The organism is Massilia sp. Root351, from assembly GCF_001425045.1.
In the GTDB taxonomy this organism is placed as follows: Bacteria; Pseudomonadota; Gammaproteobacteria; order Burkholderiales; family Burkholderiaceae_D; genus Rugamonas.
Window position 1 is genome coordinate 990,387 of sequence record NZ_LMDJ01000001.1, and the last position, 15,360, is coordinate 1,005,746.

8 protein-coding genes are annotated in these 15,360 nt (G+C 64.3%); 6 read left to right on the forward strand and 2 right to left on the reverse strand.

Going from position 1 to position 15,360, the window contains the following annotated elements; translation table 11 throughout:
- Positions 1-12 precede the first annotated feature (12 nt).
- The 4 genes from corA to ASD15_RS04490 all read left to right on the forward strand — a co-directional run bounded on the left by corA (position 13) and on the right by ASD15_RS04490 (position 7,628).
- Positions 13-984 (forward strand): magnesium/cobalt transporter CorA, encoded by a 972-nt coding sequence (gene corA / locus ASD15_RS04475; protein ID WP_057153496.1) that lies wholly within the window; start codon positions 13-15, stop codon positions 982-984.
- 718 nt (positions 985-1,702) lie between these two features.
- The gene (locus ASD15_RS04480) at positions 1,703-4,486 is read left to right on the forward strand and encodes a TonB-dependent receptor (protein ID WP_229418053.1); all 2,784 of its coding nucleotides are present in this window, start codon (positions 1,703-1,705) and stop codon (positions 4,484-4,486) included.
- 130 nt (positions 4,487-4,616) lie between these two features.
- Positions 4,617-6,203: a response regulator gene (locus ASD15_RS04485; protein WP_057153498.1), complete on the forward strand. Its 1,587-nt coding sequence runs from the start codon at positions 4,617-4,619 to the stop codon at positions 6,201-6,203.
- 69 nt (positions 6,204-6,272) lie between these two features.
- Positions 6,273-7,628, forward strand: coding sequence for a sensor histidine kinase (locus ASD15_RS04490; RefSeq protein WP_057153499.1), 1,356 nt, complete (start codon positions 6,273-6,275; stop codon positions 7,626-7,628).
- A 4-nt stretch (positions 7,629-7,632) separates the two neighbouring features.
- Here the strand turns inward: ASD15_RS04490 and ASD15_RS04495 are convergent, their stop codons facing one another.
- On the reverse strand, positions 7,633-9,258 hold the full coding sequence (locus ASD15_RS04495) for an NAD(P)/FAD-dependent oxidoreductase (RefSeq protein ID WP_057153500.1): 1,626 nt from the start codon (positions 9,256-9,258) through the stop codon (positions 7,633-7,635).
- Between the two features lie 302 nt (positions 9,259-9,560).
- Between ASD15_RS04495 and ASD15_RS04500 the strand changes: the two genes are divergently transcribed.
- A complete protein-coding gene (locus ASD15_RS04500) occupies positions 9,561-12,395 on the forward strand; it encodes a TonB-dependent receptor (protein ID WP_057153501.1) in 2,835 nt (944 codons plus the stop codon).
- Positions 12,396-12,488: 93 nt separating this feature from the next.
- Here ASD15_RS04500 and ASD15_RS04505 read toward each other — a convergent pair whose 3' ends face one another.
- The gene (locus ASD15_RS04505; RefSeq protein ID WP_057153502.1) at positions 12,489-13,214 is read right to left on the reverse strand and encodes a 16S rRNA (uracil(1498)-N(3))-methyltransferase; all 726 of its coding nucleotides are present in this window, start codon (positions 13,212-13,214) and stop codon (positions 12,489-12,491) included.
- Positions 13,215-13,335: 121 nt separating this feature from the next.
- Here ASD15_RS04505 and tkt point away from each other — a divergent pair, with 121 nt between their 5' ends.
- Complete coding sequence (gene tkt / locus ASD15_RS04510) at positions 13,336-15,333, forward strand: transketolase (protein ID WP_057153503.1); 1,998 nt, start codon at positions 13,336-13,338, stop codon at positions 15,331-15,333.
- Positions 15,334-15,360: the final 27 nt, after the last annotated feature.

Sequence of the window (15,360 nt, forward strand, 5' to 3'; positions counted from 1 at the left end):
GAAGCTGACCTTATGCTGATCAATTGTGTTGCCTACCAGGACGGCCGCAAGCTGGCCGACGTCCCCGTGCCGGACATCAGCGACTACGTCGCGCGCGGCGACTGCTTCGTGTGGGTGGCGCTGCGCGACGGCGATGCGGCCGAGCTGGCGGTGATGCAGGAAGAGTTCGGCCTGCACGAGCTGGCCGTGGAAGACGCCAGCCGGGGCCACCAGCGCCCCAAGATCGAGGAGTACGGCGATTCCTTGTTCGTCGTGGTCAAGACCATCGAAGCCCGCCCGAACAGCGACGAGCTGCTGGTCGGCGAGGTGGACGTGTTCGTCGGCCCCAACTACGTGCTGTCGAACCGCCAGAACAGCAGCCAGGACTTGCTGGGCGTGCGCGCCCGCGCCGAGCGTGAGCCGCACTTGCTGCGGCAGGGGCCGGCCTTCGTGCTGTACGCCATCATGGACGCGGTGGTAGACCGGTATTTCCCCATTGCCGACGCGATGGAGACCGAACTTGAGCACATCGAGGAGCGCATCTTCGTGCAAAGCGCGCAACGCGCCAACATCGAGCGGCTGTATGCGCTGAAGCGCAAGGCTCTGGTGCTGCGCCACGCCATGGTGCCGCTGCTGGACGCGGTGGGCAAGCTGCACGGCGGCCGCGTGCCGGCCGTGTGCGCCGACACCCAGGAATATTTCCGCGACGTGCACGACCACTTGCTGCGCATCAGCGGCACCCTCGATTCCATCCGCGACACCATCAGCACGGCGATCCAGGTGCACCTGTCCATGGTGGCCATCGACGAGGGTGAAGTGAACAAGAAGCTGGCCGCCTATGCCGCCATCTTCGCCGTGATGACCGCCTTCGCCGGCATCTGGGGCATGAACTTCAAATACATGCCGGAACTCGATTCACCCTACGGCTACCCGGCCGCGCTGGTGCTGATGATCACTGTCTGTTGTTATTTGTACAGAAGATTCCGCAAAGCGGGCTGGTTGTAGCGAAACCATTTGTCATCCCGCAAGTTTGTCATTAGTATCTTTTCGATAGTAAACAAGCAGTCACAAAGTTCCCTGTGGAAATATGTGGCGAGACTGCCCACGCCCTGAAAAAGGGCGCGGCAGATAATGTTGCCCTACCTGATAGTTAATCTGAATATCCTTATTCGATCAATTGCGGTTCGCCGTACAAAATGCGGTTTTGCTCAAATTGAAGAAGTGACGGCGGATTTAAGTTTTAGCGGAATGATATTCGAATAAGCTCATTCGCCAAATGTTGCTTGTTGCATCGCAGCGCCTCTTTCCCGGTTTCACATTCCCCTCCAGCGCTTGCTCTCTTTTTACCGTCCTCCCTATGAGAAATGCGCCTTGCGGGTGCGGCGGCGCACCATACGGGTGCATTCTTCCGTGCAAGCGATTTGTATCGTTTAATAACAATGTCGTAAAAATACATCGATACAAAACGCAGGTTGACACTCCAAATCGCGCCGTGTTTTGATTGCTGCTTGCTAAAAACATCAAAACTGAATTTGGCATATTTTCGCATCAGCGAAAGATTGAGTGGTACCGAAGTAAACAGCCGACCGGGAATCGGCTGCAAATAATCGTACAGCCGTCCACCAGATGGCTTTTAATTGGGAAAAACCACATGTTAAGAAAAACCGTACTAGTCCGCTCCCTCATGGTAGCGTTCGGAGCCGCTGCATTCATCCAGCCGGCGATGGCGCAACAAGCGGCCGCAGAAGCAGCGCCGCAGCGCGTGGTCGTGACCGGCTCGTTGATCAGCCGCGCCGACAAGGAAACCGCAAGCCCTATACAAGTGCTGTCGGCCGACGACCTGATCAAGACCGGCTCGACCTCGATCGCAGAGGTGCTGAGTAACCTGACCTCGAACGGCCAAGGCGCCCTTGGCACCGGCTTCTCTGGTGCGTTCGCCAATGGTGCTGCCGGCGTGTCGCTGCGCGGCCTGTCCGTCGGCTTGACCCTGGTGCTGATCGACGGCCACCGCATGGCCCCGTATCCCTTGTCGGACGATGCCCAGCGCCAGTTCGTCGATGTGTCCTCGATCCCGTTCGACGCCGTCGAGCGGATTGAAGTGCTGAAGGACGGTGCTTCGTCGGTGTACGGTTCGGACGCGGTTTCCGGCGTGGTTAACATCATCCTGAAGAAGACTTTCAACGGCACAAATATCAAGCTGGACGCGGGTAACTCTCAGCACGGCGGCGGCAAAAACTACAAAGTGGCGCTGACCACGGGGTTCGGCAACCTGGATACCGACGGCTACAACGCCTTCATCTCGGGTGAATTCCGCCACGCCGACCCGATCATGCTGTCGCAGCGCGACAACCAGATCTGGGCCAATGGCGACTGGACTTCCCGTGGCGGCATGGACCTGCGTCGCGGCGTGCCAAATGCACAGAATGCCGGCCTGGTTGCCGCCAGCAGTCCGTTCTTCTACAAGCCGAACACCGTGCCCAACCCGGTCACGGGCAAAGTCGGCGCGCTGGACGAAGCCAACTTCCAGTTCCTGGATCCGAACTGCAATTTCCTCAAATACCGCGCTGGCGGTTGCTATGTGCGCGACACGGTTTCCTATCTGCAACCTGAATCGCAGAACGTGAACGTGCTGGCGGGCTTCACCAAGCAACTGAGCGAAGACTGGACCCTGGCGCTGAAAGCATCCATGTTCAAGCGTAATAGCGTGAACAACCGCGGCGTGCCAGCGACCTTCTCGCCAACCAGCTTCGCCGGCAACACTGCGCTGGTGCCGGGCCAGAATCCTGCCATCGTCAACGTATTCGGTGTCACCACCTTCCCGGCATCGCATCCGCTGAACAAGACCGGCGGAACCGCCCGTCTGTACGGCTACATCCCGGGCCTGGATCCAGCCAGCACCCAGGACAACACGGCGACTTCGACCCGCTTCGCCGCCGACTTGAAAGGCACGTTCAAGGGCTGGGACATCGCAGCATCCGTGGGCGCGTCGCAAGTCAAGACCGAGATCGACTACAGCGGTTACGTGAACCGTATCGAGCTGTACAAGGCACTGAACAACCTGGCCAACCCGTTCAATCCGCTGGGCGGCAATTCGACGGGGGTGATGGAACTGATCCAGCCGCATTTCTCGAACGAAGCCACCAACAAGCTGAGCTACTTCGACCTGACCGGTTCGCGCGAACTGGCGCAATTGCCGGGCGGCCCGTTGGTGCTGGCAACCGGCGTAAGCTGGAAGAAGAAAAAGCTGAACGCGCCTTCGCCTAGTCTGCTGCAGCAGGGTGTGGTTGGCAACGGTGCGGCCTACGCCTTCGGCGACGAGACCAACACGGCCGCCTTCGCCGAACTGGTGGCGCTGCCCGTCCGCAACGTGGAAGTGAGCGCTTCGGCCCGTTACGACCACTTCGACACCTACGGCAACTCGTTCACGCCAGGCGCCAAGGTCAAGTGGAAAGCCAGCCCGATGGCCACTGTGCGCGGCACCTTCGCCAAAGGCTTCCGCGCGCCGAACGCTGCTGAAAACGGCACCGCATCGTCGTTCTTCTCGTTCCACGCGATCAACGATCCGATTCTGTGCAAAGACGGCAATCCTAAGACCCCGGGCAATGTGCCGTCGGCATGTAACTTCGCGCCTGCCTTCGTCCAGGTCACCACCAAGGACCTGGCGCCGGAAAAATCGAAGTCCTATACCCTGGGCCTGGTACTGGATCCGATCAAGAACGTCAGCGCCACCTTCGACTACTACAACATCGAAGCGAAGAACCAGATCACCACCGCTTCGGGCCTGCCTGGCTTCGTGCCGACCTATGTACGCAACGCGGTGTTCCCGGTTGAGATTACCAACGCATCGGGCGGCACCTCGCAAGGCATTCCGTCGGTCGGCACCATCGCCTACGCTGCATCGGGCTACGTGAACGCCGGTTCGACCACGACCAGTGGCGTGGAAATGAACCTGAACGTGCGCCACAACCTGGGCGAGATCGGCATCGTCAAGGCAGGCCTGAACGTCAACCACATGATCAGCTACACGATCGAGTCGAACGGCGTCGAATACGAGCTGGCCGGCACCCACGGTCCATCGGCAGTGTCGGGCAACACTGGCAATCCGAAGAACCGCGCGCAGCTGACCCTGGGCTGGGAAAAAGGCCCGACCACTGTGACCACCACCTTCAACTGGGTGGGTTCGTACTCGGCACTTGACCCGTCGGTTGAAGTGACCGATTGCGCCGACGCGGCTGCCGTTTCCGGCCGTGCTTACTTCTTCGGCACCAGCACGCCAGCGAACTACTGCAAGATTCCGTCGTTCCTGACGACCGATCTGACCCTGCAGTACCGCATGAGCAAAAACCTGACGCTGCGCGCTTCGATCACGAATCTGTTCGACAAGGCTCCGCCGATCGACGTCGCCACCTACGGCAACTCGGGCAACCTGACGTCCTACAACGCCAGCCTGCACCAGGCAGGCGCAGTGGGCCGGTTCTTCAGCATCGGCGCGAACTACCAGTTCTAAGCTGAATCCGCTGCGGCGCAGCGTTGCGCCGTTGCTTCCAAAGGACGCTTCCGGGCGTCCTTTTTTTATGTCCTGGCGTGAAGAGCAGATGTACAATCAATAATATAATCAGAGCCCCTGCGAGGCCGCCATGACCGACGACGAGATGCTGTTTGACGACGATGCGCCCGCCGCCCGGGCCGCTGCCGCGCCGTGGCAGGTGCTGATTGTCGACGACGACGAATCGGTGCACCAGGTAACGCAGCTGGTCATGGGCGACTTCGAATTCGACGGCCGCGCACTGCAGTTTACCCACTGCTATTCGGCAGCCGAGGCGCGCGCGGTGCTGGCCGGCGACAGCCGGGGCGCCCCGCAGTTCGCCCTCATTCTGCTGGACGTGGTGATGGAAACCGACCACGCCGGGCTGGAGCTGGTGCACTACATCCGCGAAGAGCTGGGCAACAGCACGGTGCGCATCGTGCTGCGCACCGGGCAGCCGGGCCAGGCGCCGCAAGCCTATGTGCTGAAAACCTACGACATCAACGACTACCGCGAGAAAACCGACCTCACGCACGGCAAACTGAGCACGGTGTTCTATTCTGCCCTGCGCGGCTACCGCGACCTGATGCGTCTGGAGCGTGCGCGCAGCGGCCTGCGGCGCTCGATCGACGCCATCACCCACGTGGGCGATTCGGACAATCTGCGCACCTTCTGTTCTGCCGTGCTGGAGCAGGCCAGCGCGCTGCTGGGCCACGATGGCGAAGGCGTGTGCGCCAGCCGCCGCCACGACGGCGCCGGTGTGGGCGCGGCGCCGGACATCGCCGCCTATGCCGCCGCGCCGCAGGCGGACCGGCTGCGCGTGCTGGCCGTGACCCCGGCCTACGCCGGCCTGCTGGCAGAGGAAACGCTGGACCAGCTGCCGGCGCCGGTGGCAGAAGCCTTCGCACGCTGCATGCGCGAGCGGCGCGACCACCACGGCGACACCTATTACGCCTGCTACCACCTCACCGGGGAAGGCAACGAGAGCCTGCTGTACATGGCGTTTTCCGATCCGGTGGGCGAGGCCGAGCGCGAGCTGCTGGCGCTGTTCTCGGCCAACGTGGCCATCACTTATGAAAAGCTGCTGCAGCGCGAGGAAAGCGCCGCCACCCAGCACGCCACAGTGGCCATCCTGGGCGGCGCGCTGGAGCGGCGTGCGCCGGACAGCGGCGGCCACGTCGAGCGCGTGGGCGCCATCGCGGCCATGCTGGCCGAGGCGGCGCAGCTGGCGCCGGCGGCCGTGCGCCAGCTGCGCCAGGCCGCCCCGCTGCACGACGTGGGTCACAGCGGGGTGCCGGATGCGGTGCTGAACCAGCCCGGCCCGCTGGACGGCGAGCAGTGGCGGCTGATGCGCCGGCACAGCGAGGTGGGCCGCGCCATGCTGCAGCGTTCGCCTCAGCCGGTGCTGCAGCTGGCCGCCGCCATCGCCCATGAACACCACGAGCGCTGGGACGGCAGCGGCTACCCGCGCGGGCTGGCCGGCGAGCAGATCAGCCTGGCCGGCCGCATCACGGCGCTGGCCGATTTCGTCGACGCCATGGTCAGCCCGCGCTGCTACCGGCCGGCCTGGCCGCTGGCGCACGCGCTGGAGCAGGTGCGCGCCGAGAGCGGCAAGCGCTTCGATCCCGCGCTGGCGGCGCTGTTGCTGCAGCGCACGCCCGAACTGCAGCAGCTGTACCACCGTAGTCCGCCGCTGTAGCTGCCGCTGCCGCCAGCCCAAGCCTATCCCGCCAAGCCAACCCAATGAAGCCCTGCCCGGAGCCGCGCCATGACCGCCCAACCTCCCGCCCTGTTTGACGAGCACGACGGCCGCCTGCTGGCCGAGGCGGCACTGCGTTCGATCACCGCGTCCACGTCGCGCCTGCGCGGCGACGAGTTCCTGCGCACGCTGGTGCGCGACCTGGCCCAGGCGCTCGACGTTACCTACGTGATCGCCGGCCGGGTGATCCGCATGGCGGACGGCGAGGGCATCCGCACGCTGGCCGTATGGGGCGGCGCGGACTTTCTGCCGAATATGGAATACAGCCTGCTGCACACGCCCTGCCAGGACGTGACCGACCAGACCATGTGCTTCCACGCCTGCGGCATCCAGGCCGACTACCCGAAGGACACGCTGCTGGTGGACATGAAGGCCGAGAGCTACATCGGCATGCCGATGATAGACACCGAGGGCAAGACGCTGGGCATCCTGTCGGCCATCGACACCAAGGCCATCGACGAGAACAAGCGCTTGCTGGCGCTGTCGCTGCTGTCGATTTTCGCGGCGCGCTGCGCCGCCGAGCTGCAGCACCAGGACCGCGAGGAATTGCTCGAACACAAGGTGCAGCAACGCACCGAGGCGCTGCGCGCGGCCCAGGCCAGCATGGTGGAACAGGAAAAGATGGCGGCGCTGGGCGCGCTGGTGGCGGGCGTGGCGCACGAGGTGAACACGCCGATCGGCGTGGCGGTGACGGCGGCGTCCGGCATGGGCGCCTATGCGGCGCAGATGGTCGAGACCCTGGGCGCGCCCAAGGTGAGCCGCTCGGAACTGGTGGCGCTGGCCGAGCGGCTGAAGGGGGCGGCCACGCTGATCGAGCAGAACCTGGCCCGGGCGGCCGAGCTGATCGGCAATTTCAAGCAGCTGGCGGTGGACCAGGGCACCGAGCACGTGACCGAGCTGGTGCTGCGCGAGCATGTGCAGGGGCTGGTGTCGGCGCACAGCCCGGAGCTGCGCAAGGGGGCCATCCGCGCCAAGCTGCAGATCGATCCGGCGCTGCGCGCGCGCCTGCCGGCCGGCAAGCTGTCGCAGGTGCTGTCGAACCTGCTGATGAATTCAGCCAAGCATGGCTATCCGGACGGCGGCCCGGGCGAGGTGACCGTCGCCGCGCGCGTGGAGCCGGCCGAGGGGCGGGACTGGCTGCTGATCGATTTTTCCGACGACGGCGTCGGCATGCCGCCAGCCGTGCGCGAGCGGGTGTTCGAGCCCTTCTTCACCACCAAGCGCGGGCAGGGCGGTTCCGGGCTGGGCATGCACATCGTCTACACCATCGTGCACCAGATGGGCGGCCAGGTCAGCGTGGACGCCACGGTGGAGCGGGGCTGCCGCTTCCACCTGCGCCTGCCGCTGCCGGCGCCGCAGCCATAGCGCCTCAGTCCTTGGCGGCCATCGACAGCGCCACCGCTTCGGCCACCTTGATGCCGTCCACCCCGGCCGACAGGATGCCGCCGGCGTAGCCCGCGCCTTCGCCGGCGGGGAACAGGCCGCGCGTGTTCAGGCTTTGCAGGTCGTCGTCGCGGCGCTTGATGCGGATCGGCGAGGAGGTGCGCGTTTCCAGCCCGGTCAGCACCGCGTCGTGCTTGAAGTAACCCTTGACCTGCTTGTCGAATGCCGGGAAGGCTTCGCGCAGCGCGGTCACCGCGTATTCCGGCAGGATGGTGGCCAGGTCGGTCAGGTGCACCTGCGGCTTGTACGACGGCACCACGGCGCCGAACTCGGTGGACGGGCGGCCCGCCACGAAGTCGCCCATCAGCTGGCCCGGCGCGCTGTAGTTGCTGCCGCCCAGTTCATAGGCCTTTTCCTCCAGCTGGCGCTGGAACTCGATGCCGGCCAGCGGATGGCCCGGATAGTCTTCCGGCGAAATGCTGACCACGATGGCGCTGTTGGCGTTGCGCTCGGCGCGCGAGTACTGGCTCATGCCGTTGGTGACCACGCGGCCCGGCTCGGACGCCGCCGCCACCACGGTGCCGCCCGGGCACATGCAGAAGCTGTACACCGCGCGGCCGTTGGAGGCGTGGTGCACCAGTTTGTAGTCGGCCGCGCCCAGGATGGGGTGGCCGGCGTTGGGGCCGAAGCGGCAGGCGTCGATCATGGACTGCGGGTGCTCGACGCGGAAGCCGATCGAGAATGGCTTGGCTTCAATGAACACGCCGCGTTCATACAGCATCTCGAAGGTGTCGCGCGCGCTATGGCCGATGGCCAGCACCACGTGCTCGGTTGCCAGGCGCTCGCCCGTGCTCAGGGTCAGGCTGCGCACCTGGCGCTCGCCGTTGGCCTCGTCGATCTCGATGTCGGTCACCTTGGCCTCGAAGCGGATCTCGCCGCCCAGCGCCACGATCTCCTGGCGCATCGCTTCGACCATCTTGACCAGGCGGAAGGTGCCGATGTGCGGCTTGCTGACGTAAATGATTTCCTCCGGCGCGCCGGCCTTGACGAACTCGGTCAGCACCTTGCGGCCGTAGTGCTTGGGGTCCTTGATCTGGCTGTACAGCTTGCCGTCCGAGAAGGTGCCCGCGCCGCCTTCGCCGAACTGCACGTTCGATTCCGGGTTCAGCTCGCGCTTGCGCCAGAAGCCGAAGGTGTCCTTGGTGCGCTCGCGCACGGTCTTGCCGCGTTCCAGGATGATGGGTTTCAAGCCCATCTGGGCCAGGATCAGCGCGGCGAACAGGCCGCACGGGCCCATGCCGATGACCACCGGGCGCGGCTGCGCCCCGCTGGCGTTGACGTTGTGCGCCACGTATTTGTAGCGCGTGTCGGGCGAGGGCATCAGATGGCTGTCGCGCGCGTTGGCTGCCAGGATGGCGGCGTCGTCGGTGGTTTCCACGTCCAGCGAGTAGATCAGCACGATGGCGGACTTCTTGCGCGCGTCGTAGCTGCGCTTGTAGACGGTGTAGCCGGCCAGTTGGGCCGGGGCGATGCCCAGGCGGGCCAGGACGGCGGCGGTCAGTTGTTCAGGGGTATGGTCGAGCGGGAGCTTTACTTCGTTCAGTCTGAGCATGGCGGTTCCTGTGCTTGTAGTTATCAAGCAGGTTGAAAGAGGGAAAACACGCGCGCGCAGCGCGCGTAACCGGCGATGGTAACACGCCGCCGCCCTGGTAGTCCAGAAAGGCCTGCTGCACCACTTTGGTGCTGTTGTAAATTGACAATATTATTTGGTAACCATCGGAAAGTAACAATCTTTACGAATTGCTATGGCTATACTCGGAGACGGACCCTGCTGTCGTGGTGCAGCCGGGCCGATTGATGGCTGGCAGGGCGCCTCATGAGGGCGCCGCCGGTCTTTCCTCGACTGGAGAAAAAGTGAAGAAAAAGTTGATAGTGCAGGCAATAGCACTGCTGGGAACCGTAGGCTGGAGCGAGCTGGCGCTGGCGCAATTGCAAGCAGGCGCAGCGGCCGATGCGCCGATCGAGCGCGTGATCGTGACGGGCTCCAACCTGAAGCGCACCTCGACGGAGAACCCGTCCGTGGTGCAGGTGATTTCCAAGAAAGAAATCGAGCAGTCCGGCGCGGTTAGCGTGGCCGACCTGATGGCCAAAGTGCCAGCCCTGGGTTCGTCCAACCAGGTCGACTCGCGCGACGGCGGCTTCTCCAAGGGCCTGGCCACCGCCTCGCTGCGCAACCTGGGTTCGGCTTCCACGCTGGTGCTGATCAACGGCCGCCGCATGTCGCCTGCCGCCTACGCCGACCCGAACGCCGGCCAGTCCACCCAGTACGACCTGAATTCCATTCCGCTGTCGGCGCTGGAGCGCGTCGAGATCCTGAAGGACGGCGGCTCGGCCGTGTACGGTTCCGACGCGATCGCCGGCGTGATCAACTTCATCACCAAGAGCAACTTCAAGGGCGGCGACATCACCGCCCAGCGCAGCCAGGACGGCCACGGCAACTTCGGCCGCAGCGGCATCAGCGGCGCCTACGGTTTCGGCGACCTGGAAGAGGACCGCTTCAACGCCTTCGTCGCCTTCGACTTCTCCAAGCGCGACCGTACCCCGATCGCCGAAGCGCGCGCCGTGCACGCCGACCAGTCGATGGCCATGGACGGCCGCCTGAGCAATTACTACAGCAGCGTGAGCCAATATCCGGTGTTCTTCAAGGAATCGCGCCTGGGCAGCGGCTCGTTCAACCGCTACGTGTCGGCCGACCTGAGCTGCAACCCGGCCGACATCCGCACCGGTTCCACCGCGCTGGTGCCGATGCTGGCGTCGGACGTGATGATCGGCAACAAATTCTGCAACTACGACGGCTGGCAGTATGAAGACGCGCAGGGCAAGAGCGAAAGTTCCAACGTGCTGGCGCGCGCCGAATTCAAGATCAACGACAGCACCCGCGCGTTTGCCGAAGCGTCGTACAGCAAGTCGGAACTGGAATACGCCGGCGTGTCGCGCACCCTGTCGCGCAACAAGACCACCGTGTTCCCGAAAGACGGTCCCGGCATCAGCTTCCAGCCTGTGCTGGGCGTGAACCACCCGGATAACCCGACCCGCGGCACGGCCGGCGCGGTGCCGGTGGCGGTCAACTACCGCTTCACCGACGCCAAGGGCGGCAGCTCGAACGAAAACACGTCGACCCGCCTGCTGGCCGGCCTGAAGGGCAGCCACTTCAACTGGGACTGGGATACCGGCCTGCTGTACAACGAGTCCAAGCGCCACCAGGTGTCGAACGGTTTCCTGTACCTGCCTATCGTGCAGCGCCTGGTGACCGAGAACGTGCCGCTGAAAACCATCGCCAGCACCCCTGGCGTGACGGTGGACTCGCCGCTGGACGGCAAGGCCAGCATCACGCAGTGGGACATCAAGGGCAGCACCGAGCTCGGCCAGCTGGCCGGCGGCGCCATCGGCCTGGCTGTGGGCGCCGAGGTCAAGCAGGAAAAGATGAGCATCGTGCCCGATGCGCGCACCGTCAATGGCCAGATCGTCGGCCTGGCGAACCAGTACTCGCAAGCCAAGCGCGACGTGCGTTCGGTGTTCTCCGAGGTGCGCCTGCCGGTGCTGAAGTCGGTGGACGTGGAACTGGCCGGCCGCTATGACAAATATGACGGCTTCTCCGGCAGCTTCACGCCGAAGGCGGGCGTCAAGTGGACCGTGAGCCCGACCCTGGCCGTGCGCGGCACCTATTCGGAAGGCTTCCGCGCGCCGTCGCTGACCCAGATGGTGGACGGCGGCACCCAGTACTTCCTGAACAACTTCGAAGACAAGCTGCGCTGCGGCAAGCCGGGCGCCGACGCGACCGACTGCCTGAAGAGCCTGTCGGGCGTGGCTGCATCGAACAAGAACCTGGTGCCGGAAGAATCGAAGAGTTTCACGGCTGGCCTGATCTTCTCGCCAGTGAGCAACTTCGACATCCTGTTCGACTACTACAACATCCGCAAGGAAAAGGAAACCGACCTGATGTCGGCGGTGGCCGTGATCCAGGATCCTAGCCTGGCCAACCGGGTCAAGCGCGACCAGAACCAAGGTACCTGGCTGCGCGACGCCAACAATGTCCTGATCCCGAACTCCGGCCCGCTGATCAGCATTGAAACGCCGTACATCAATGCCGGCGGCACCCGCACCAGCGGTATCGACCTGGAACTGGCGCTGCGCAACAACCTGGGCGCCTACGGCAAGCTGGCCAGCCGTCTGAACGCCACCTACACGCTGAGCTACAAGAAGGCCCAGGCTGACGGCGACCCGATGATTGATCTGGTGGGCACCAACGGCGCGATCTATAACGACACCACCAGCGTGGGCGAAATCCCGCGCCTGCGTGCGTCGCTGTCGTCGACCTGGAGCATCCAGCAGCACAGCCTGACGGCTACCGCCAACTACATTTCGTCGATTTCGATGATGGCGGTCTATAGCGTGCAGGAAGACGGCAAGGTGGGACGTTACGAAGAGCCATACTGCGAGTACGGCCGCGCCAACCGCAACCCGGACTATGCCAAGTTCTATCCGGAGTGCAAAGTGAAGTCGATGGCGACGCTGGACCTGGCCTATGCCTACACCGGCTTCCGCAACACCGTGCTGACCTTCAACGTCGCCAACCTGTTCGATAAGAAGGCGCCGTACGATCCGTCGTACTCGATCGCAGGCTACAACTCGTCGCTGCACAGCGCGCGCGGCCGCTTCTTCACGGTTAAAGCGAACTATAAGTTCTGATCCCCCGGGAGGCGGCAGTATCGCCTCTCAGGTCCCGATGCCGCCCGGTCCCGACCGGGCGGCATTTTTTTGCCGTTCCGCTGCCGGGATGGCTTACATGCCGCCCCAGCAGGCATTCAGTGCCGCCAGCGCGGCCAGGGCGGCCGTTTCGGTGCGCAGGATGCGCGGGCCCATGGACAGGGGCAGGGCGCCTTGCGCCACCGCCAGGTTTTCTTCTTCGTCGGAGAAGCCGCCCTCGGGACCGATCATGATGGTCAGCGCCTGCGGCGGCTGGTGGCGGGCCCAGTCGGCCAGCGACTGGCTGGCGCGCGGCGTCAGGATCACGCGGCGGTGCATGTCCTGCTGCGCGATCCAGTCCTTGAAGTCGTCCACCGGCGCCAGGTGGGGCAGGCGGTTGCGCCCGCTTTGTTCGCAGGCCGAGACGACCACGCCTTGCCAATGAACTAACTTTTTTTCCGCCCGTTCACCCGACAGCTTGACCACGCAGCGCCGCGCCGCCAGCGGCTGGATGGCAGCGGCGCCCAGTTCCACGGCTTTTTCGATGATCCAGTCCATCTTGGACGCTTCCGGCAGCGCCTGCGCCACCGTCACCGCGTAGGGCAGCTCGGCGTCGCGCGCGGTGTGGGCCTTGATTTCCGCGCTGGCGCGGCGTTTTTCCACGCGCTGCAGCACTGCCGTGTACTCGCCGCCGTCGCCGTTGAACAGCGTGATGCTCTCGCCCGGCGCCAGGCGCACCACGTGCACATGGTGGGCCACCGCTTCCGGCAGGTCGATGGTCAGGCCGATGGCAAGCGGCTGCGGGCAGTGGAAACGGGGCATGCGTGGGCCTTGATGAGTGCAGTTGGATGCGTAATTTTAATGGGCGGCCCCCCGCTCTGGTAAAATACTTGGTTCAAGCAAGCACGCTTTGCCATATTTCAAACCTTCCGCAATCACCACGATGACTACTACGCTCCCAACCACTCAAATGGCCAACGCGATCCGCGCGCTGGCAATGGACGCTGTACAGAAGGCCAATTCCGGCCACCCGGGCATGCCCATGGGCATGGCTGAAATCGCTGTCGCGCTGTGGAGCGGTCATCACCGCCACAATCCCGCCAACCCGAAATGGCTGAACCGCGACCGCTTCCTGCTGTCGAATGGCCACGGCTCGATGCTGCACTACGCGCTGCTGCACCTGGCCGGCTATGCCGTGACCATGGACGACATCCGCGCCTTCCGCCAGATGCACTCGAAAACCCCGGGCCACCCGGAAGTGGACATCACGCCGGGCGTGGAAACCACCACCGGCCCGCTGGGCCAGGGCATCGCCAACGCGGTCGGCATGGCGCTGGCCGAGTACCTGCTGGCGGCTGAATTCAACAAGCCGGGCCTGGACGTGGTGGACCACTATACCTACGCGTTCGTGGGCGATGGCTGCCTGATGGAAGGCATTTCGCACGAAGTGTGCTCGCTGGCCGGCACCCTGGGCTTGAAAAAACTGATCGCCCTGTACGACGACAACGGCATCTCCATCGACGGCAAGGTCGAAGGCTGGTTCACCGACGACACCCCGAAACGCTTCGAAGCCTATGGCTGGAACGTGATCCGCGACGTGGACGGCCATAGCGTGGCCGCCGTGGACGCCGCCATCGCCGCCGCCAAGCAAGCCGACAAGCCGACCCTGATCTGCTGCAAGACCATCATCGGCAAGGGTTCGCCCAACCTGCAGGGCGGCGACAAGGTGCACGGCGCCGCGCTGGGCGACAAGGAAATCGCCGCGGTGCGCGAGTACATCGGCTGGACCCCGGCCCCGTTCGAGATCCCTGCCGAGGTGTACGCCGCATGGGACGCGAAAGCCGCCGGCGCGCAGCACGAAGCCGAATGGACCGCGAAGTTCACCGAATATAGCGCCAAGTTCCCTGCCGAAGCGGCCGAGCTGGCGCGCCGCATGGCCGGCGACCTGCCTGCTAACTTCGACGCCACGCTGGCTGCCGCCATCGCCGCCTGCGTCGAGAAGAAAGAAACCATCGCCACCCGCAAGGCCAGCCAGAACGCGATCCAGGCGCTGGCTCCCGTGCTGCCTGAATTCCTGGGCGGCTCGGCCGACCTGACCGGCTCCAACCTGACCAACTGGAAAGAGTCCGTCAACCTGCGTTCCGGCAAGACCGGCAACCACATCAACTACGGCGTGCGCGAGTTCGGCATGAGCGCCATCATGAACGGCGTGGCCCTGCACGGCGGCTACATCCCGTTCGGCGCCACCTTCCTGACCTTCTCCGACTACAGCCGCAACGCGCTGCGCATGGCCGCGCTGATGAAGCAGCGTTCGCTGTTCGTGTTTACGCACGATTCCATCGGCCTGGGCGAAGACGGCCCGACCCACCAGTCGGTGGAACACGTGTCCTCGCTGCGCCTGATCCCTGGCCTGGACAACTGGCGTCCGGCCGACACCGTCGAATCGATGGTGGCGTGGGGCGAGGCGGTCAAGCGCAAGAACGGCCCGTCGACCCTGATCTTCTCGCGCCAGAACCTGCCGTACCTGGAGCGCAGCGAAGCCGTGGTGGCCAATATCGCCAAGGGCGGCTACGTGCTGAACGACGTGGCCGACGCCAAGGTCATCCTGATCGCCACCGGTTCGGAAGTGGAACTGGCCGTCAACGCCGCCAGCGCGCTGGCTGCCGAAGGCATCGCCGCGCGCGTGGTGTCGATGCCGTCGACCGACGTGTTCGACCGCCAGGACGCCGCCTACAAGGCCAGCGTGCTGACCAAGGGCGTGCCGCGCGTGGCCATCGAAGCCGGCGTGACCGATTTCTGGTACAAATATGTGGGCCTGGAAGGCGCCGTGGTCGGTATCGACACCTTCGGCGAATCGGCCCCTGCGCCTGTGCTGTTCAAGCATTTCGGCTTCACGGTTGAAAACGTCGTGGCCAAGGTTAAATCTGTTCTGGTTGCATAATCCCCTTTTTTTTACATCAGGAGCTTA